This window comes from Campylobacter felis, from assembly GCF_030250085.1.
In the GTDB taxonomy this organism is placed as follows: Bacteria; Campylobacterota; Campylobacteria; order Campylobacterales; family Campylobacteraceae; genus Campylobacter_D; species Campylobacter_D upsaliensis.
The window spans coordinates 107,737-125,716 of sequence record NZ_JANURX010000002.1 but is presented as its reverse complement, the minus strand read 5'-3'; the positions used below and the strand labels follow the sequence as shown (position 1 = coordinate 125,716).

The 17,980-nt window shown below is 36.6% G+C and carries 31 protein-coding genes; all 31 read left to right on the top strand.

The genetic code is table 11. The features are described 5' to 3' along the window. Nucleotides 1–67 precede the first annotated feature (67 nt). The 31 genes from NYG92_RS01970 to atpG all read left to right on the top strand — a co-directional run bounded on the left by NYG92_RS01970 (nucleotide 68) and on the right by atpG (nucleotide 17,964). Complete coding sequence (locus NYG92_RS01970) at nucleotides 68–994, top strand: RluA family pseudouridine synthase (RefSeq protein ID WP_289233370.1); 927 nt, start codon at nucleotides 68–70, stop codon at nucleotides 992–994. A gap of 118 nt (nucleotides 995–1,112) precedes the next feature. Continuing rightward, entirely contained in the window at nucleotides 1,113–1,424 is a 312-nt protein-coding gene (gene rpsJ / locus NYG92_RS01965) for a 30S ribosomal protein S10 (protein ID WP_004275690.1), read from the top strand. A gap of 10 nt (nucleotides 1,425–1,434) precedes the next feature. Continuing rightward, nucleotides 1,435–2,013, top strand: coding sequence for a 50S ribosomal protein L3 (rplC, locus tag NYG92_RS01960; RefSeq protein WP_289233369.1), 579 nt, complete (start codon nucleotides 1,435–1,437; stop codon nucleotides 2,011–2,013). Next, nucleotides 2,010–2,624, top strand: a complete 615-nt coding sequence (gene rplD, locus NYG92_RS01955) for a 50S ribosomal protein L4 (RefSeq protein WP_004278045.1) — start codon at nucleotides 2,010–2,012, stop codon at nucleotides 2,622–2,624. The genes rplC and rplD overlap by 4 nt, the downstream gene beginning before the upstream one ends. Nucleotides 2,625–2,626: 2 nt before the next feature. Continuing rightward, nucleotides 2,627–2,908 carry a 50S ribosomal protein L23 gene (locus NYG92_RS01950; protein WP_289233368.1) on the top strand — a complete coding sequence of 94 codons (282 nt, stop codon included), beginning with the start codon at nucleotides 2,627–2,629 and terminating at the stop codon, nucleotides 2,906–2,908. Nucleotide 2,909: 1 nt separating this feature from the next. Further along, complete coding sequence (gene rplB, locus NYG92_RS01945) at nucleotides 2,910–3,740, top strand: 50S ribosomal protein L2 (RefSeq protein ID WP_270977173.1); 831 nt, start codon at nucleotides 2,910–2,912, stop codon at nucleotides 3,738–3,740. Between the two features lies 1 nt (nucleotide 3,741). After that, on the top strand, nucleotides 3,742–4,023 hold the full coding sequence (gene rpsS / locus NYG92_RS01940; protein ID WP_004275685.1) for a 30S ribosomal protein S19: 282 nt from the start codon (nucleotides 3,742–3,744) through the stop codon (nucleotides 4,021–4,023). 9 nt (nucleotides 4,024–4,032) lie between these two features. Then, nucleotides 4,033–4,437 (top strand): 50S ribosomal protein L22, encoded by a 405-nt coding sequence (rplV, locus tag NYG92_RS01935; RefSeq protein WP_004278042.1) that lies wholly within the window; start codon nucleotides 4,033–4,035, stop codon nucleotides 4,435–4,437. Beyond that, a complete protein-coding gene (gene rpsC, locus NYG92_RS01930; protein ID WP_289233367.1) occupies nucleotides 4,438–5,139 on the top strand; it encodes a 30S ribosomal protein S3 in 702 nt (233 codons plus the stop codon). A 2-nt stretch (nucleotides 5,140–5,141) separates the two neighbouring features. Then, on the top strand, nucleotides 5,142–5,567 hold the full coding sequence (gene rplP / locus NYG92_RS01925) for a 50S ribosomal protein L16 (protein WP_270977176.1): 426 nt from the start codon (nucleotides 5,142–5,144) through the stop codon (nucleotides 5,565–5,567). After that, complete coding sequence (gene rpmC / locus NYG92_RS01920; RefSeq protein WP_270977178.1) at nucleotides 5,554–5,739, top strand: 50S ribosomal protein L29; 186 nt, start codon at nucleotides 5,554–5,556, stop codon at nucleotides 5,737–5,739. The genes rplP and rpmC overlap by 14 nt, the downstream gene beginning before the upstream one ends. A gap of 9 nt (nucleotides 5,740–5,748) precedes the next feature. Then, nucleotides 5,749–6,000: a 30S ribosomal protein S17 gene (rpsQ, locus tag NYG92_RS01915; RefSeq protein WP_289233366.1), complete on the top strand. Its 252-nt coding sequence runs from the start codon at nucleotides 5,749–5,751 to the stop codon at nucleotides 5,998–6,000. Then, entirely contained in the window at nucleotides 6,000–6,368 is a 369-nt protein-coding gene (gene rplN, locus NYG92_RS01910; RefSeq protein ID WP_289233365.1) for a 50S ribosomal protein L14, read from the top strand. The genes rpsQ and rplN overlap by 1 nt, the downstream gene beginning before the upstream one ends. Beyond that, nucleotides 6,368–6,595, top strand: coding sequence for a 50S ribosomal protein L24 (gene rplX / locus NYG92_RS01905; protein WP_004275678.1), 228 nt, complete (start codon nucleotides 6,368–6,370; stop codon nucleotides 6,593–6,595). The genes rplN and rplX overlap by 1 nt, the downstream gene beginning before the upstream one ends. Before the next feature lie 8 nt (nucleotides 6,596–6,603). Next, nucleotides 6,604–7,155: a 50S ribosomal protein L5 gene (gene rplE, locus NYG92_RS01900; RefSeq protein ID WP_289233364.1), complete on the top strand. Its 552-nt coding sequence runs from the start codon at nucleotides 6,604–6,606 to the stop codon at nucleotides 7,153–7,155. After that, nucleotides 7,148–7,333 (top strand): type Z 30S ribosomal protein S14, encoded by a 186-nt coding sequence (locus tag NYG92_RS01895; protein ID WP_002779433.1) that lies wholly within the window; start codon nucleotides 7,148–7,150, stop codon nucleotides 7,331–7,333. The genes rplE and NYG92_RS01895 overlap by 8 nt, the downstream gene beginning before the upstream one ends. A gap of 9 nt (nucleotides 7,334–7,342) precedes the next feature. Then, entirely contained in the window at nucleotides 7,343–7,738 is a 396-nt protein-coding gene (rpsH, locus tag NYG92_RS01890; RefSeq protein WP_289233363.1) for a 30S ribosomal protein S8, read from the top strand. Between the two features lie 74 nt (nucleotides 7,739–7,812). Then, entirely contained in the window at nucleotides 7,813–8,349 is a 537-nt protein-coding gene (rplF, locus tag NYG92_RS01885; RefSeq protein WP_289233362.1) for a 50S ribosomal protein L6, read from the top strand. Nucleotides 8,350–8,358: 9 nt separating this feature from the next. Beyond that, the gene (gene rplR, locus NYG92_RS01880; RefSeq protein WP_289233361.1) at nucleotides 8,359–8,715 is read left to right on the top strand and encodes a 50S ribosomal protein L18; all 357 of its coding nucleotides are present in this window, start codon (nucleotides 8,359–8,361) and stop codon (nucleotides 8,713–8,715) included. Nucleotides 8,716–8,724: 9 nt separating this feature from the next. Continuing rightward, nucleotides 8,725–9,168 carry a 30S ribosomal protein S5 gene (gene rpsE, locus NYG92_RS01875; protein WP_289233360.1) on the top strand — a complete coding sequence of 148 codons (444 nt, stop codon included), beginning with the start codon at nucleotides 8,725–8,727 and terminating at the stop codon, nucleotides 9,166–9,168. Nucleotides 9,169–9,171: 3 nt separating this feature from the next. Beyond that, entirely contained in the window at nucleotides 9,172–9,564 is a 393-nt protein-coding gene (gene rplO / locus NYG92_RS01870) for a 50S ribosomal protein L15 (protein WP_270977186.1), read from the top strand. Further along, on the top strand, nucleotides 9,564–10,829 hold the full coding sequence (secY, locus tag NYG92_RS01865) for a preprotein translocase subunit SecY (protein WP_289233359.1): 1,266 nt from the start codon (nucleotides 9,564–9,566) through the stop codon (nucleotides 10,827–10,829). Before rplO ends, secY begins: the two co-directional genes overlap by 1 nt. Before the next feature lie 44 nt (nucleotides 10,830–10,873). Continuing rightward, a complete protein-coding gene (fmt, locus tag NYG92_RS01860; protein ID WP_289233358.1) occupies nucleotides 10,874–11,782 on the top strand; it encodes a methionyl-tRNA formyltransferase in 909 nt (302 codons plus the stop codon). Further along, nucleotides 11,763–12,398: a biotin--[acetyl-CoA-carboxylase] ligase gene (locus NYG92_RS01855; protein WP_289233357.1), complete on the top strand. Its 636-nt coding sequence runs from the start codon at nucleotides 11,763–11,765 to the stop codon at nucleotides 12,396–12,398. Before fmt ends, NYG92_RS01855 begins: the two co-directional genes overlap by 20 nt. Then, the gene (locus NYG92_RS01850; protein ID WP_004278029.1) at nucleotides 12,395–13,180 is read left to right on the top strand and encodes a ParA family protein; all 786 of its coding nucleotides are present in this window, start codon (nucleotides 12,395–12,397) and stop codon (nucleotides 13,178–13,180) included. The genes NYG92_RS01855 and NYG92_RS01850 overlap by 4 nt, the downstream gene beginning before the upstream one ends. 4 nt (nucleotides 13,181–13,184) lie before the next feature. Continuing rightward, nucleotides 13,185–14,024, top strand: coding sequence for a ParB/RepB/Spo0J family partition protein (locus NYG92_RS01845; protein ID WP_270977192.1), 840 nt, complete (start codon nucleotides 13,185–13,187; stop codon nucleotides 14,022–14,024). A 61-nt stretch (nucleotides 14,025–14,085) separates the two neighbouring features. Next, entirely contained in the window at nucleotides 14,086–14,511 is a 426-nt protein-coding gene (locus NYG92_RS01840) for a FoF1 ATP synthase subunit B' (RefSeq protein ID WP_289233356.1), read from the top strand. Between the two features lie 8 nt (nucleotides 14,512–14,519). Next, nucleotides 14,520–15,032 (top strand): F0F1 ATP synthase subunit B, encoded by a 513-nt coding sequence (locus tag NYG92_RS01835; RefSeq protein WP_289233355.1) that lies wholly within the window; start codon nucleotides 14,520–14,522, stop codon nucleotides 15,030–15,032. Next, nucleotides 15,032–15,550 (top strand): F0F1 ATP synthase subunit delta, encoded by a 519-nt coding sequence (locus NYG92_RS01830; protein WP_289233354.1) that lies wholly within the window; start codon nucleotides 15,032–15,034, stop codon nucleotides 15,548–15,550. The genes NYG92_RS01835 and NYG92_RS01830 overlap by 1 nt, the downstream gene beginning before the upstream one ends. Before the next feature lie 11 nt (nucleotides 15,551–15,561). Continuing rightward, entirely contained in the window at nucleotides 15,562–17,067 is a 1,506-nt protein-coding gene (gene atpA, locus NYG92_RS01825; protein WP_289233353.1) for a F0F1 ATP synthase subunit alpha, read from the top strand. Between the two features lie 9 nt (nucleotides 17,068–17,076). Continuing rightward, nucleotides 17,077–17,964 carry an ATP synthase F1 subunit gamma gene (atpG, locus tag NYG92_RS01820; RefSeq protein WP_270977199.1) on the top strand — a complete coding sequence of 296 codons (888 nt, stop codon included), beginning with the start codon at nucleotides 17,077–17,079 and terminating at the stop codon, nucleotides 17,962–17,964. The last annotated feature ends 16 nt before the right edge of the window (nucleotides 17,965–17,980 follow it).

Sequence of the window (17,980 nt, the reverse complement as noted above, 5' to 3'; positions counted from 1 at the left end):
AACCTTTTTTGTTATAATTTAAAAAAGTGAAATTGTAGCAAAGCAAGTTTTAAAAAAGGTTAAAAAAATGCCTTATAAAAAAATTAAATTGGAAATTCCTTCAAATGCCGAAAAAAAGGCATTTTTATTTCTTATGCAAAGTTTAAAAATTCCCATAAATGAGGCTCAAAAACTCATCGATAAAAAAAGACTTTTTTGCAATGGAAATTTGGTAAAGAAAAAAAATGAAATTTTGCAGGGTGTGGTGGAATTAATCGTTTATGAAAATGCTCCAAAAGGCGTTAAAATCGTTTATGAAAATGAGGAATTTGCGGTGCTTGAAAAACCAAGTGGAGTGTTGAGCCATCCAAATGGTCGTCATTGTGCGTATAGCTTGTGTGATGAAATTTGGGAGCTTTGGGGAATGGAGGCTTGTGTGGTCCATAGACTTGATAAGGAAACAAGCGGACTAATTTTAGTCGCTAAAAGTAAAAATTCACAAGTGGAATTTAAGACTATGTTTGAAAAAAGAGAAATTCAAAAGGAGTATTTGGCTCTAACGCAAGGCTTGATAAAGGAGGAATTTGAGGTCGATTTGCCTATGCGTTTAACGCAAAATTATGATGATGTTAAAACAAGAATGCAAATTTGTGAAGATGGAAAAAGAGCTTTAAGTTTTTTTAAAAGAGTGCGATTTTACCCAGACTTAAATGCTAGCTTGGTGCTTTGTAAGCCCTTTACGGGTAGGCAGCATCAGCTTCGTTTGCATCTTTTTCATAGCGGTCATCAAATTTTAGGTGAGCCCCTTTATGGTTTAAAAAAAGAACAAATCGAGCAAATTTTAGATGGAAAACTAAGCCAAGATGAAAGGATTAAACTCACAGGTGCAAAAAGATTAATGTTGCACTCTCAAAGATTGTATTTTACATACAAAGCAAAAAAATTTGATATAAGCTCAAAGGAAAAATTTTGGGAGGATTTTAAAGGGTTAAAATGTGATTTTTATCCTTTATAAAAGGAAAAAAATAGCAAAAAATTCTCAATTTACTTGACTTTTGAAGAGCGATTTTACTATACTCCCATTTTTATTTTGGTTAGTCAAACTAACGAGTTCTTTATACAAAGGAAAATTTATGGAAAGAATTAGGCTTAAGCTCAAGGCTTATGACCATCGAGTACTAGACAGAACAGTTGCAGCCATAGTAGAAGCTGTTAAAAGAACAGGTGCGGATATAAGAGGTCCTGTGCCTATGCCTACAAAGATTAAACGCTATACGGTGTTAAAATCTCCACATATCAACAAAGATTCTCGTGAGCAATTTGAGATAAGAATTCACGCGCGTATGCTTGATATAGTCGCAGCGACTCCAGATACGGTTGATTCTTTAACTAAGCTTGATTTAGCGCCAGAAGTAAGTGTCGAAGTTAGAGCTATGGGAAAATAAAGGATAAAATATGGAATATATCGTAGAGAAAATAGGAATGAGTAGAACCGTAAGTAATCCAAGCATAGCCGTAACCTTACTTAGAGTTGTAGGCGCTAAGGTTTGTGAAGTGCAAGAGGGCGGTAAGGCTTTGGTCGCTTATTCCAAAGGAAAAGCAAATAATAAGTGCATCGCTGGTATGCAGAAAAAATATAATTTATCGGCAGAATTTAATAAATTTGCCACTTTAGAGGTTGCAAATACAGAAGCTGGAGACTTAGATGAAAGCCCACTAAACGAAGCAAAAATTCTAAAAGTAAGCTTTAATTCCAAAGGTCGTGGTTATAGCGGTGTGATGAAAAGACATAATTTTGGCGGAGGACCTGCAAGCCACGGAAGTAGATTTCATAGAAGACACGGCTCTATCGGTAATAGAGAGTGGCCTGGTCGTGTGCAACCGGGTATGAAAATGGCTGGGCATTATGGAAACACAAAAGTAAGCGTTAAAAACGAGCTTGTATCTTACGATGCGGAAAATAAAATTTTAGTATTAAAAGGTGCAGTGCCAGGTTTTAATGGTGCTATGGGTAGAATAAGGATTGCAAAATGAGTAAGGTAGTTGTTTTAAACGAAAAGTTTGAAAAATCAGGTGAGCTTGAACTTCCTGCTAAATATGCTGAGGTAAATCCACATAATCTTTATTTGTATGTGAAATCTTATCTTGCAAGTTTAAGGGCAAATACCGCACATACTAAAGGTAGAAGTGATGTAAGCGGTGGAGGTAAAAAGCCTTGGAGGCAAAAGGGACGCGGCGGTGCGAGAGCGGGCTCTACGCGAACGAATGTTTGGGTGGGTGGAGCTGTGGCTTTTGGTCCTAAAAATGAAAAAAATTATTTTCAAAAGGTTAATAAAAAGCAAAAAAGACTAGCACTTGAAAGAGCTTTAGCCGATAAGGCGATTAAAAACACCCTTTTTATGACAGATTCTTTAAATATAGAAAGTGGTAAAACAAAAGACGCAAATGCGGTTATTAAGAAGCTTGGTGTGAAAGATGCGCTTATTGTTAAAGATTTACTAGATGAAAAAACACTTCTTGCATATAGAAATTTAGCAAATTGCTATGTTGTTGATGTAACGGAAGTTAATGCTTATTTAGTATCTGTATTTAATGCTGTGATTATAGAAAAATCAGCGTTAGAATCAATTACAAAAGAGGGATGATTATGGCAGATATTATGGATATAAAAACAATACTTTATACAGAAAAAAGCCTCAATTTACAAGAACTTGGTGTGGTTGTGATTCAAACTTCTCCTAAAATGACAAAAACAGGCTTAAAGGCTGTGTTAAAAGAATATTTTGGTGTAACGCCTCAAAGTATTAATTCTTTAAAGATAAATGGAAAAGTGAAGCGTTTTAGAGGGCGTTTGGGACAAAGAAACGACTATAAGAAATTCTATGTAAAGCTACCTGAGGGAGTTAGCTTAGAAAGTGCGGAGGCTTAAGATGGCAATTAAAACTTATAAACCTTATACTCCAAGTAGAAGATACATTACTGGGGTAAGCTCAGAAGACATTACAGCAAAGCCGAGCGTTCGCTCACTACTTATCAAGCTTCCAGCACACGCAGGGCGTAATAGCTATGGTCGCATTACAAGTCGCCATAAAGAAGCGGGTGCGAAGAAGCTTTATAGGATTATTGATTTTAAGCGTCGTAAATTTGGTATTGAGGGCAAGGTTGAGGCGATTGAATATGATCCATATAGAAATTGTCGCATTGCTTTAATCGCTTATAAAGATGGTGAGAAAAGATACATTTTGCAACCAAGAGGGCTAAAAGTTGGCGACAAAATTTCAGCGGCTGAGGGTGGTCTTGATATAAAGCCGGGCAATGCAATGAAGCTTAAGAATATCCCTGTGGGAACTATCGTGCATAATGTCGAATTAAAACCGGGTAAAGGCGGTCAAATGATTCGTTCAGCTGGTGCTTATGCACAGCTTATGGGTAAGGAAGAAAAATATGTCATTTTGAGACTTGCAAGCGGTGAGATGAGACAGGTTTTAGCGGAATGTATGGCTAGCATAGGCGAAGTGGGCAATGAAGAATGGGCAAATATTACCATAGGTAAAGCAGGACGCAACCGTCATAGGGGAATTCGCCCTCAAACAAGAGGTTCGGCAATGAACCCAGTCGATCACCCACACGGCGGGGGCGAGGGTAAGAAAAATTCAGGTCGCCATCCTGTAACGCCTTGGGGCAAACCAACTAAAGGTGCGAAAACTCGTCGTAAAAAAGCTAGTGATAAATTAATCATTTCAAGAAGAAAAGGAAAATAAGATGGCTCGTTCACTCAAAAAAGGTCCTTTTGTAGATGACCATGTAATGAAAAAAGTCATCGCAGCAAAAAAGACTAATGACAATAAACCTATCAAAACTTGGTCGCGCAGAAGCACCATTATCCCTGATATGATAGGACTAACCTTTAATGTCCATAATGGCAAAGTTTTTATCCCTGTCTATATCACGGAAAATCACATAGGATATAAGCTTGGCGAATTTGCGCCAACACGAACTTTTAAGGGTCATAAAGGCTCTGTGCAAAAGAAAATTGGTAAGTAGGGGGAGAAAGTGAGTAAAGCATTGATTAAATTCATAAGATTATCTCCTACTAAGGCAAGACTCATTGCAAGAGAAGTTCAGGGTATGAACGCTGAACTTGCTATGGCGAGTTTGAAATTTATGCCCAATAAGGGTGCTAAATATATTGCTAATGCTATATCAAGTGCTGTGGCAAATGGAGGCTTTGAGGCTAATGAGGTTGTGGTAAAAAGCTGCCGTGTTGATGCTGGTGCGGTTCTTAAAAGATTTCGTCCGCGTGCTAGAGGAAGTGCAAGTCGCATTAGAAAGCCTACTTCTCATATTATGGTTGAGGTAGCAAAGCTTGAAGTGAAAAAAGAGGAGAAAAAAACTCCAGCTAAAGTAGTGAAGAAAACTACAAGCACTAAAAAAGCAACAGCAAAAAAGGAAAGCTAAATGGGACAAAAAGTAAATCCAATAGGTTTAAGACTAGGAATTAATAGAAATTGGGAGTCAAGATGGTTTCCCACTAAGGCAAATTTAGTGGAGAATATCGGAGAGGATTATAAAATTAGGGCTTTCTTAAAAAGAAAACTTTACTATGCTGGAATTTCTCAAATTTTAATAGAAAGAACGGCTAAAAAACTTCGCGTTACCGTAGTGGCTGCAAGACCGGGTATTATCATCGGTAAAAAGGGAAGCGATGTTGATCTTTTGAAAAAAGAATTGCAAGATTTGATTAAAAAAGATGTCAATATTAACATTAAAGAAGAAAGAAAAGCGGGCTCTTCGGCACAGCTTGCCGCAGAAAGTGTTGCGACGCAGCTTGAAAAAAGAATTGCCTTTAGAAGAGCAATGAAAAAAGTGATTCAGGGCGCGCAAAAGGTGGGAGCTAAGGGGATTAAGGTTTCTGTTTCTGGTCGTTTGGGTGGGGCTGAAATGGCTAGGACAGAATGGTATCTTGAAGGGCGTGTTCCGCTTCATACTTTAAGGGCTAAGATTGATTATGGCTTTGCAGAGGCAAGGACGACTTATGGAAATATAGGCGTTAAAGTGTGGATTTTTAAAGGCGAAGTTTTACAAAAGGGCTTTCAAGCAGAAAAAAATGAAGACAATGCACCTGCGAAAAAGTCAAGACGCACAAGAAGGGGTAAATAACTATGTTAATGCCAAAAAGAACAAAATATCGTAAAATGATGAAGGGTCGTAATAGAGGTTACGCAAATAGAGGAACGGAATTTACTTTTGGTGAATATGCTTTAAAAGCAACTGAAGCTGGGCGTATTAATTCTCGTCAAATAGAAGCGGCTCGTATCGCTTTAACGCGTTTTGTTAAAAGACAGGGTAAGACTTGGATTAGGGTTTTTCCTGATAAGCCTTTGACAAAAAAGCCTTTAGAAACGCGTATGGGTAAGGGTAAGGGCGGCGTTGAAGAATGGGTGATGAATATTAAGCCCGGACGTATTATCTACGAAATGGCTGGCGTAAGTGAAGATATGGCTAGACAAGCGCTAACTTTAGCTATGCATAAATTGCCATTTAAGACAAAGTTTGTTACAAGAGAGAGTCAAAATGAAATATACTGAGATTAAGGATAAAACCGCAGCCGAGCTTGGTGCTATGCTAAAAGAAAAAAAGTTGCTTTTATTTACCTTGAAACAAAAGCTAAAAACAATGCAATTGACTAATCCTAAAGAAATTAGTCAAGTTAAAAAAGACATTGCTAGAATAAATACAGCAATTAGCGCTTTAAGATAAGGATGGATTATGACATTTAAAAGAGAAATTCAAGGCGTTGTTGTGAAAATTGCTGGAGATAAAACAGCTAGTATTTTGGTAGAAAGAAAGGTCGTTCATCCAAGATATAGAAAAATCGTCAAGCGCTTTAAAAAATATTTGATTCACGATGAAAGAAATGAAGCTAAAGTGGGAGATGTGATTGCGGCAGTAGAGTGCAGACCTATTTCAAAAAGAAAAGCTTTTCGCTTAAAATCTGTATTAATAGCAGGAGCTGAGTGATGATACAAAGTTTTACAAGACTTGCAGTTGCGGATAATAGCGGTGCAAAAGAATTAATGTGCATTAAGGTTTTGGGGGGTAGCAAGAGGCGTTACGCTACCATAGGCGATGTGATAGTCGCATCGGTTAAGAAGGCTTTGCCTAATGGAAAAGTGAAAAAAGGTCAGGTTGTTAAAGCAGTGATTGTCAGAACAAAAAAAGAAATTCATAGAGATAATGGTTCTTTGATTCGTTTTGATGAAAATGCGGCTGTTATACTTGATGCTAAAAGAGAGCCTGTGGGAACGCGTATTTTTGGACCTGTTGGCAGAGAAGTTAGATATGGTGGCTTTATGAAAATTGTTTCACTAGCACCGGAGGTATTATAATGGCAATAAAATTAAAAATCAAAAAAGGTGATAGCGTTAAGATTATCACAGGTGATGATAAGGGTAAAACAGGTAAAGTTTTAGCGGTGTATCCTAAAACACTTAAGGTTGTGGTTGAAGGTTGTAAAATCGCAAAAAAAGCTATTAAGCCGAGTGAGAAAAATCCAAATGGAGGCTTTGTTAATAAAGAAATGCCTATGGATATTTCTAATGTGGCAAAAATTTAGGAGAGGCTATGAGATTAAAAGAAAAATATAGTCAAGATATTAAAGCGGCTTTAGTTAAGGAATTTGATATTAAAAATCCTATGCTTATCCCTGCTCTTGAAAAGGTTGTGATTAGTGTGGGTGCTGGAGAATTAGCTAAGGATCAGAAGGTCCTGCAAAATATTGCCGATACCATTTCTTTGATCGCAGGACAAAAGGCGGTCATCACGAAGGCAAAAAAATCCGTTGCGAGCTTTAAGGTGCGCGAGGGCTTTCCTGTAGGCGTGATGGTAACCCTAAGAAAAAATAACATGTTCGCCTTTCTCGACAAGCTCATTTCCATCGCTCTGCCTAGAGTGAAGGATTTTCGCGGGCTTAGTAGGGATGGTTTTGATGGGCGTGGGAATTATAATTTTGGGCTTGATGAGCAGCTGATGTTTCCTGAGGTGGAGTATGATAAAATTTTACGCACTCACGGAATGAATATTTCTATCGTTACAACTGCACAAAATGATAAAGAGGCACAGAAGCTTTTGGAGCTTATCGGTGTGCCATTTGCAAAAGGAAGACAAAATGGCTAAAAAATCAATGATAGCAAAGGCAGCGAGAAAGCCTAAATTTAAGGTTCGTGGCTACACAAGATGTCAAATTTGTGGGCGTCCGCATTCAGTTTATAGAGATTTTGGAATTTGCAGAGTTTGCCTTAGAAAAATGGGCAATGAAGGCTTAATCCCAGGTCTTAAAAAAGCAAGTTGGTAAGGATAAAATATGATTAATGATATAATTTCAGACTCTCTTACAAGAATTCGCAATGCAGGTATGAGAAGACTTGAAACGACTAAGCTTTTGCACTCTAAGGTCGTGGAGGCCTTGGTGGGGATCTTTCGAGCTAAGGGTTATATTGATAGCTTTAATGTCGTTGAAGAGGACAAGAAAAAATTCATCAATGTTGTTTTGAAATATGATGAAAAAGGCAAAAGCGTTATTAATGAGCTTAAGAGAATTTCTAAGCCGGGTCGCCGCGTTTATAAAGGCAAAGACGAAATTAAACGCTTTAAAAATGGTTATGGTACTATTGTAGTTAGCACTAGTCGTGGCGTTTTAGCTAACGATGAGGCTTTTAAAGCGGGTGTGGGCGGCGAAATTTTATGTACTATTTGGTAAATCTGCTTTTTATGGCATTGGGTATGCATTCTTTCAAAAAGTAGAAATATCCTAGACAAATAAAAAGGAAAAATATGTCTCGTATCGGTAAGCAACCTATCGCTATTCCAAATGGCGTAGAGGTAAAATTAGAAGGAACTTTGCTTAAATTTAAAAAGGGAAATTTGGCAAAGGACTTAGACACTAAGGCAAATGTTAATGTTGAGATTAAAGATAATCAAATTCTTTTTTCTCCAAAAGGTGAAGATAGACAAAGTAGGGCTTATTGGGGAACTTATAGAGCTTTAGCTTATAATGTCATTGTAGGCTTGACGGAAGGGTTTTCTAAAACACTTGAGATTAATGGAGTAGGTTATAAGGCGGCTTTAAAGGGCAAGGTTTTGGAATTAAATCTTGGTTTTTCTCATCCTATTAATTACGAAATTCCCGCAGGCATTGAAATCGCCGTGGATAAAAACAATGTCATCGTCAAGGGAAGCGACAAGCAAGCGGTGGGACAAGTCGCCGCACAAATCCGTGAATTTAGACCGCCTGAGCCATACAAAGGCAAGGGCGTCAAATACGCCGATGAGCGCATCATCCGCAAAGCGGGCAAAACCTCTAAGAAGTAAGGAGCGGACATGAGAGCAAAGGTATTAAAAAGAAAAATTAATCTTAGAATCAAAAGAAAAAAAAGAATCAGAGCGAAAATTTCAGGCTGTGAGCAAAATCCTAGAATTTCTGTTTTCAAGTCCAACAGAACGCTATATATCCAAGCTATCGATGATGTAAAAAATATTACCTTAGCAGCAGCTGATGGGCATAAATTAGGCATTAAGGCAAATAAAGACGGCGCAAAGAAAATCGGTGCAGAATTTGCAAAAGTTCTTAAAGCACAGAAAATAGAACAAGGCGTTTTTGATAGAAATGGCTATGTATATCACGGAGTGATTGCAGCTTTAGCAGAGTCTTTAAGAGAAAATGGCATTAGGCTATAAGGAGAGTTTATGCAAAATTATAATAGAGAAGAATTTGAAGAAGTCATTGTCGATATAGGTAGAGTTACTAAGGTCGTTAAAGGTGGTAGGAGATTTCGCTTTACTGCTTTAGTGATTGTGGGTAATAGAAAAGGGCTTGTCGGCGTAGGCTATGGCAAGGCTAAGGAAGTCCCAGATGCGATTCGCAAGGCTGTTGATGATGCTTTTAAAAATATGGTTGAGGTTAAGACTAAAGGCTCTACCATAGCTCACGATGTTGAGGTTAAGTATAATGCAAGTCGCATTTTGCTCAAGCCTGCTAGTGAGGGAACGGGTGTTATCGCTGGTGGTTCTACGCGTCCTATTGTAGAGCTTGCTGGGATTAAAGATATTTTAACAAAATCTTTAGGTTCAAATAATTCGGCAAATGTGGTTCGTGCGACTATCAAAGCCTTAACGATGCTAAAAGGATAAAAAATGAATTTAACAAAAGCAGCAGGATCGACAAGAAAAATTAAAAGAATCGGTCGCGGTCAAGGTAGTGGTATGGGTAAGACTTCCACCAGAGGTGGCAAGGGTCAAACCGCCAGAAAGGGCTACAATGAAAAAAGGGGCTTTGAAGGAGGACAGCAGCCGCTTCAAAGAAGATTGCCAAAAGTGGGTTTTACTTCTAAGGTCGAAAAACCTTATGTGATTAATGTCGAAAAAATTACGGCGATAAAAAATTTGAGTGAAATTACTTTTGAAAGCATTAAATCCGTGCATAAAATTTCAAAATCTGTTAGCAAAATTAAGCTAATCGGTGCAAGTGCGAAGGATTTAAAAGCTAAAGTTAAAGATGAAAATATCAGCCTTAGCGGAATAAAATAATGAATAGAGCATTGACGAATAAAATTTTAATTACATTAGCATTTTTATTTGCTTATAGGGTTCTAGCTTATGTGCCAGTTCCCGGCGTCAATGCTGATGTTATTGCAGAATTTTTTAATCATAATGAAAATAATGCGTTAGGGCTTTTTAATGTTTTTAGCGGCGGAGCGGCGGAGAGATTTTCCATTATCTCCTTGGGGATTATGCCTTATATCACGGCTTCTATTATTATGGAGCTTCTTGCAGCAACTTTTCCTAACATAGGCAAGATGAAAAAAGAACGCGATGGTATGCAAAAATATATGCAAATTATTCGTTATGCGACCATTGTGATTACCTTAGTGCAAAGTATAGGTGTCGCCATAGGTTTGCAAAGTTTGCACGGGCGTGGTGGTTCAAGTGCTATTATGGTAGAGGACTTAAATACTTTCATCGCTTTATGTGCTATTTCTATGTTAGCTGGAACTATGCTTTTGATGTGGTTAGGAGAGCAAATCACACAAAAAGGCGTAGGTAATGGTATCTCACTTATCATTTTTGCGGGTATCGTTTCTACTATACCTTCAGCCATTTCAAACAGCGTTGGACAAATTAATTCAGGTGAGATGAATTTCTTAACTGCTTTTGCGATTTTATTGCTTATTTTATTAACTATAGGCGTGATTATTTATGTTGAGCTTGGGGAGCGTAGAATTCCTATTTCTTATTCTCGTAAGGTTGTGATGCAAAATCAAAACAAGCGCATTATGAACTATATCCCTATTAAGGTAAATTTAAGTGGTGTGATACCTCCTATTTTTGCAAGTGCGATTTTAATGTTTCCCGCGACCATTTTGCAAACCAGCACGAACCCCTACATCCTAGCGATCAACGATTTTCTCAATCCAAATTCCTATTTTTTTCACATTTTGACCTTTTTGTTTGTGATTTTCTTTGCTTATTTTTATGCGAGCATCGTTTTCAACGCTAAGGATATTGCCGAAAATCTCAAAAAGCAAGGCGGTTTCATCCCCGGCATTCGTCCCGGTGAGGGCACGGCAAACTACCTCAACGAAGTCGCCTCCCGCCTGACCCTCTCAGGCTCTATCTACCTAGCCCTCGTGGCGACCCTGCCTTGGGTTTTGGTGAAATTTATGGGTGTTCCGTTTTATTTCGGGGGCACTTCGGTGCTCATTGTCGTTCAAGTGGCCTTGGATACGATGCGCAAGATTGAAGCTCAAATTTATATGAGCAAATATCAAACTTTGAGTGCCGTAGGTCTTTAAAGTCCTTTTGGGGCTTTTCCCATAAATTTACGAAAGGGTTTTATATGAAAAAGCTTGTATTTATGGGAACTCCAGCTTATGCAACTCTTATTTTACAAGAACTCTTAAAGCATTTTGAACTTTTAGCACTTTTTACTCAGCCCGATAAAGCGGTGGGAAGAAAACAAATTTTAACCCCTAGCGACACTAAGGCTTTTTTGCAAAAAACTGCCCCTCAAATTCCCATTTTTACCCCTAAAAGTCTTAAAGATAAAGAGCTTTTTGAAAGCTTAAAGGCTTTAAAGCCTGATTTTATAGTGGTTGCTGCTTATGGTAAAATATTGCCACAAAATATTTTAGATCTAGCTCCTTGTATCAACCTTCACGCTTCACTTTTGCCTAAATACCGTGGTGCTAGTCCCATACAAAGTGCGATTTTAAATGGCGATGAGGTTAGTGGAGTTTGCTCTATGCTTATGGATGCAGGTCTTGACACGGGGGCTATTTTACAAAGCGTGGAGTGCGATATCAAAGATAAGAAGGCAGAGGAAGTTTTTGAAATTTTTGGAAATTTAGCAGCTTCTTTAGCGGTGGAAACTTTGCGTCATTTTTCTCAAATCACCCCACAAAAACAAGATGAAAGCAAGGTTAGTATTTGTAAGAAAATCAAAAAAGAAGATGGTTTGGTAGATTTAAGTCATGCAAAAAAGCTATACCGTAAATTTTTAGCCTTTTATCCTTGGCCGGGTGTTTTTTTGGAAAATGGTTTGAAATTTTTAGATATAGAACTTTATGATGAAAAGGAAAATGAAAAAGAGGGGCTTATTTTAGCCCTAGAAAAAGAGAGTTTTTTGCTAACTTGTAAAAAAGGAACTTTAAGGATTAAAGTGCTGCAAGAAAGTGGTAAAAAAGCTCTTGATGGGAGAACTTTTTTAAATGGAAAAAGGCTAAAGAGTGCAGATTATTTGTATTGAAAAAATAGCCTCCACGCAGCTTTTTTTATGCGAACAAATAAGAAAAGATGAGATAAGGCAAAATACCGCCATTTACGCTTTGGAACAAACTAGCGGAGTGGGGAGTAGAGATAATGCTTGGATTAGCTCTAGGGGGAATTTACATCTTTCTTTTTGCGTAAGAGAGGAAGATTTGCCAAGTGATTTGCCTTTGGCTTCTGTGAGTATTTATTTTGCCTATCTTTTAAAGGATCTTTTGGCACAAAAAGGCTCACAAATTTGGCTTAAATGGTCGAACGATTTGTATTTAGGAGATAAAAAAGTCGGCGGAGTGATGAGTCATAAAATAGGCGAATTTGTAGTCTGTGGTATGGGGCTTAATCTTAAATTTGCTCCGCAAAATGCCACCTTTTGTGATATTGAAATAGAGATTAAAGAATTGGTGGAGGAATTTATAAAAGTTTTGGAAAAAAAATTTTTATGGAAGCAGATTTTTAGTAAGTATGTGTTAGAATTTGAAAAATCAAAAAAATTTAGTGTCCATTATGAGGGTAGGCTTTATGCATTAAAAGATGCCCTTTTGTATGAAGATGGTTCGATATTATTAGCAAATAAAAGGGTATATAGTTTAAGATGAGCGAAGTAATTACGATAGCAAATCAAAAAGGTGGTGTGGGTAAAACGACCACAGCGGTCAATTTAGCCGCTTCTTTGGCGGTAGCAGAAAAAAAAGTGCTTTTAATCGATGTAGATCCACAGGCAAATGCAACAACAGGACTTGGTTTTAATAGAAATAATTATGAATATAACATTTATCATGTTTTTATAGGCAGAAAAAAGCTTAGTGATATTATTTTAAAAACAGAATTACCTCAATTGCATTTAGCTCCGTCAAATATAGGGCTTGTCGGTATAGAACAAGAGCTTGCTAAAGATGAGGGAAATGAAAAGAAAATGATGCTTAAAAGGCAACTTGAGGAAGTCGTGGATAAGTATGATTTTATCATTATAGACTCGCCTCCTGCACTTGGAAATATTACCATTAACGCTTTTGCGGCGAGTGATAGTGTGATTATCCCTATACAATGTGAATTTTATGCACTTGAAGGTGTGGCTATGGTGCTAAATACCATTAAGATTATTAAAAAAACGATTAATCCAAAGCTTAAGGTTAGGGGCTTTTTGCCGACTATGTATAGTTCGCAAAATAATCTTTCTAAAGATGTTGTGGAGGATTTAAAGCAAAATTTCAAAAAGCAGCTTTTTAAAATGAAAAGCAGTGAAGATGACTTTATCATTATCCCTAGAAATGTAAAACTTGCGGAAAGTCCAAGTTTTGGGAAGCCCATTATACTTTATGATATAAAATCACCCGGTTCTTTGGCGTATCAAAATTTAGCTTATTGTATTTTAGGATAAATTGATGGGTTTAAATAAAGATAAAGGTTTAAGTAAATTAATCGGCGATTTGGACGAGGTATATAGCAAAGAATTAGGACTGGATACAAATCAAGTCAGCGAAATTCCTTTAGCTAAAATAGACCTTAACCCTTACCAGCCTAGAAAGCATTTTGACGAAGAGGCTTTGGAGGAGCTTGCTAATTCTATTAAAGAATATGGACTCATTCAGCCCATTATCGTGCTTAAAAAAGATGGGCGTTATATTTTAGTCGCGGGAGAGCGTAGGCTTAGGGCGAGTAAAATTTTAGGACTTAAGAGCATTTTGGCTTTTGTGGCTGATGTCAAGGAAAAAAGGCTTAGAGAACTTGCTTTGATAGAAAATATACAAAGAGAAAATTTAAATCCTATCGAATTGGCTTATTCTTACAAAAGTTTGATTGAAGAGCATCAAATCACTCAAGAAAATTTAGCGTCCATTATCCATAAAAGTCGCGCGCAAATCACAAATACACTAAGACTTTTAAATTTAGAACAAACAACGCAAAAATTAATTGCCGAAGGTAAAATTTCACAAGGGCACGCTAAAATTTTAGTTGGACTTAAAAAAGATGATGAAAAAACTATGGTCGATAGCATTATAGGGCAAAAATTAAGTGTAAGAGATACTGAGAAAATCGTCCAAAATTTGAAAAATAAAAAGCCAAAAGATGAAAAATTTTCTTTTGAATTTGATGAGGATATGCAAAAAATTAAGAAAATTTTAAATCAATATGGCTTAAAGTGTGAAAATAAAAGGGAAAAACTAACAATATATTTAACAAATAAAGATAAAATTAAAAAATTATTTGAAATTTTAGCTTGAAATTTAGAATTTAGTTTGTTTTAGATACAGTATTTACAATAGTTTATGATAAAGGAAAATAATGTTTTCAGATATGCACATTTCGATAATGTTAGCCACAATGGCAATTTTTTTAGTTATGATTTTGATTTTAAATTCTATGCTATACAAGCCTTTGTTAAGATTTATAGATGAGAGAAATAGCTCCATTAAAAATGATGAAAATAAGGTCAAGGAAAATTCACAAGAAATGCTTGGAGCAAACGATGAGGTAGAAAAAATCCATCAAAACACAAGAGAAGAAATTCATAAAATTAAACAAAGTGCTATTAATCAAGCCAAAGAAGAAGCACAAGTCGCAATTAAAGCAAAGAAGGAAGAGCTTGAGCGTAAAATGGCAAGTTTTTATGTCGAGCTTAATGCACAAAAAGAGGAATTGAAGCAAAATTTATTAAAAAACTTACCAGAATTTAAACAACTTTTAGAAAATAATATTAAAAAGATTTAAGGAGAGTGATGAAGGGGTTAATTTATCTTATTTATTTATTGCCTTTAAGTGCTGTTGCTGCACCGAGTGGAAGTGGAGAGTATGACATTATACCTAGAACGGTGAATTTTGTTATCTTCGTTGCGATACTTTATTATTTATTAGTCAATCCTGTGAAGCATTTTTATAAAAGTCGTATTTTAAAAATTTCTTCTAGATTAGATGAGATACAAAAAAAATTGCTTGAAAGTAAATCTAAAAAGCTTGATATGATGAAAAAGCTAGAAGAGGCAAAGGCTAATGCTGCGGAGGCTTTGATTGTATCTAAAAAAGAAGCGGAAATTTTAGCAAACGGGATTAAAGAAGAATTGCAAGGAGAGCTTGCACTTTTGGATAGGCATTTTGAAGAGCAAAAAGAATATGAATTGAGAAAAATGGAAAAAGAGGTCATCTCTCAAATTTTAGCCGAGCTTTTTGATGAAAACAATGCACATTTTGGACAAAAAGAAATTATTAATATTATGATGAAAAAGGCTTCTTAATGAATACGGTAGCAAAAAAATATGCCAAAGCCATTGCTTTAAGGGCTGATGCTAAAGATTTTTATGAAAATTTACGCATCTTAGCTTCGGCTTTTACCTTGGCTAAATTTAGAATTTTAGTGGAATCTACCGAGATTAAAAAAGAAAAAAAGCTAGAGCTTATCCAGTCTTTTTTTGAACAACTTAGCCCAAATTTTAAAAATTTTCTAAAAATTTTGATAGAAAATTCAAGACTTTCTTGTGTGCCATACATCGTTGAAGAGCTTGAAAGACAAAATGCCTTTAAGGAAAATGTTTTTTTGGGCGTGGTTTATACGAGTGAAAATTTAGACGAACAAAGTTTAAAAGAACTTGAAAATAAGCTTAGTGCAAAATTTAATGTTAAAATTCAACTAAGCGTTCAAATGACACAAATTGATGGGGTAAAAATTGCGTTGGAGGAGCTTGGCTATGAGCTTTCTTTTTCTATGAAAACTTTGCAAAATAAACTAAGCGAGTTTATACTTAAAACTATTTAAGGAGAATATGAATGAAATTTAAAGCTGATGAGATCAGTTCTATTATTAAAGAAAGAATAGAAAATTTTGACTTAAATTTGGAAATTGAAGAAACTGGCAAAATCATATCTGTTGCAGATGGTGTGGCTAAGGTTTATGGTCTTAAAAACATTATGGCTGGAGAGATGGTTGAGTTTGAAAATGGTGAAAAAGGTATGGCGCTTAACCTTGAAGAAAGCAGTGTTGGTATAGTTGTTTTAGGAAAGGGTGAAGGCTTAAGGGAGGGCAACTCTGTTAAAAGGCTTAAAAAGCTTCTTAAAGTGCCTGTTGGAGAGGCTTTAATCGGTCGTGTTGTTAATGCTTTGGGAGAGCCTATTGACGCTAAGGGTCCTATAAATGCAAGTGAATTCCGTTTTGTTGAAGAGAAGGCAAAGGGTATTATGGCGAGAAAAAGCGTTCACGAACCTTTGCATACTGGGATTAAGGCGATTGACGCCCTCGTTCCTATCGGTAGGGGACAAAGAGAGTTAATTATAGGCGATAGGCAAACGGGTAAAACTACCGTCGCTGTGGATACCATCATCTCTCAAAGAGGACAAGGGGTTATTTGTATTTATGTTGCCATAGGGCAAAAGCAAAGCACGGTTGCTCAAGTGGTAAAAAGGCTTGAAGAGCATGGTGCTATGGAATATACCATAGTTGTAAATGCAGGTGCTTCAGATTCCTCTGCTTTACAATATCTCGCCCCTTATGCTGGTGTAACTATGGGTGAATATTTTAGGGATAGCTCAAGACACGCTTTGATTGTTTATGATGATTTAAGTAAGCATGCGGTGGCATATCGCGAGATGTCTTTGATTTTACGCCGTCCTCCGGGTCGTGAGGCTTATCCTGGTGATGTGTTTTATTTACATTCAAGATTGCTTGAAAGAGCGTCTAAGCTTAATGACGAGCTTGGTGCAGGAAGTTTGACGGCTTTGCCTATTATAGAAACGCAAGCGGGAGATGTTTCTGCTTATATTCCAACTAATGTTATTTCCATTACGGATGGACAAATTTTCTTAGAAACAGATTTGTTTAATTCAGGCATTCGCCCTGCTATTAATGTCGGTTTATCCGTATCTCGTGTGGGTGGAGCAGCACAGATTAAAGCGACTAAGCAAGTTTCTGGGACTTTAAGGCTTGATTTGGCGCAGTATAGGGAGCTTCAAGCTTTCGCTCAGTTTGCAAGTGATTTAGATGAAGCAAGTCGTAAGCAATTAGAACGCGGACAAAGAATGGTCGAGCTTTTAAAGCAACCGCCTTATTCGCCTTTATCTGTGGAAAAGCAAGTTGTGCTTATATTTGCAGGAACAAGAGGATTTTTAGATGATGTGGTGGTAAGCAAAATTAGAGAATTTGAAGATGGTATTTATCCTTTTATTGAGGCTAAATATCCAGACCTTTTTGAGCAAATTCGCACCAAAAAGGCTTTGGATAAAGATTTGGAAGATAAATTAGCTAAGGCTATTGAAGATTTTAAAGAAAATCATCTATAAGGCTTTTTTATGTCTAATCTTAAAGAAATTAAAAGAAAGATAAAAAGCGTTCATAATACGCAAAAAACGACCAATGCGATGAAACTTGTTTCTACTGCAAAGCTTAAAAAAGCTGAAGAAGCAGCGAAGAGGTCTAAAATTTACGCACAAAAAATTGATGAAATGCTTAATGAAATTTCTTTTCAAATTCACAAGGCAAATCAAGATGAAAAAGATATTCAATTAAGCTGTTTTCAAAAAAGAGAAAAATTTAAAAATGTAGATGTAATTTTTATCACCGCAGATAAGGGGCTTTGTGGGGGCTTTAATATTAAGACCATTAAAGCCGTAGATGAGCTTTTAAAGGATTATGAAGAGCAAAATATTGCTGTGAGATTAAGAGCCATAGGAAAAACAGGCATAGAGTATTTTAATTTCCAAAAAAGAGAGCTTTTGAAAAAATATCTTCATCTTAGCTCAAGTCCTGATTATGAAAAAGCTTGTGAGGTGATTAGTGCCGCGGTTGAGGATTATTTGGCTGGAGAGACCGATGCTATTGTTTTGGTGCATAATGGCTATAAAAATATGATCACTCAAGAGCTTAAAATTAGTCATCTTATCCCTGTGGAGCCTAAAGCTATTGATGAAAAATCCACAAATTCGCTTTTGGAATTTGAGCCGGAGGAAAGAGAGCTTTTAGAGGAATTGATGAAGACCTATTTTGAATACAATATGTATTTCGCCCTCATCGATTCTTTGGCTGCTGAGCATAGTGCCAGAATGCAGGCTATGGATAATGCCACGAACAACGCAAAGGCGAGAGTGAAGCAGCTGAATTTAGCCTACAACAAGGCAAGACAAGAGTCCATCACCACCGAGCTTATTGAGATTATCAGCGGTGTGGAATCGATGAAATAATAAAATTCTAAGGAGA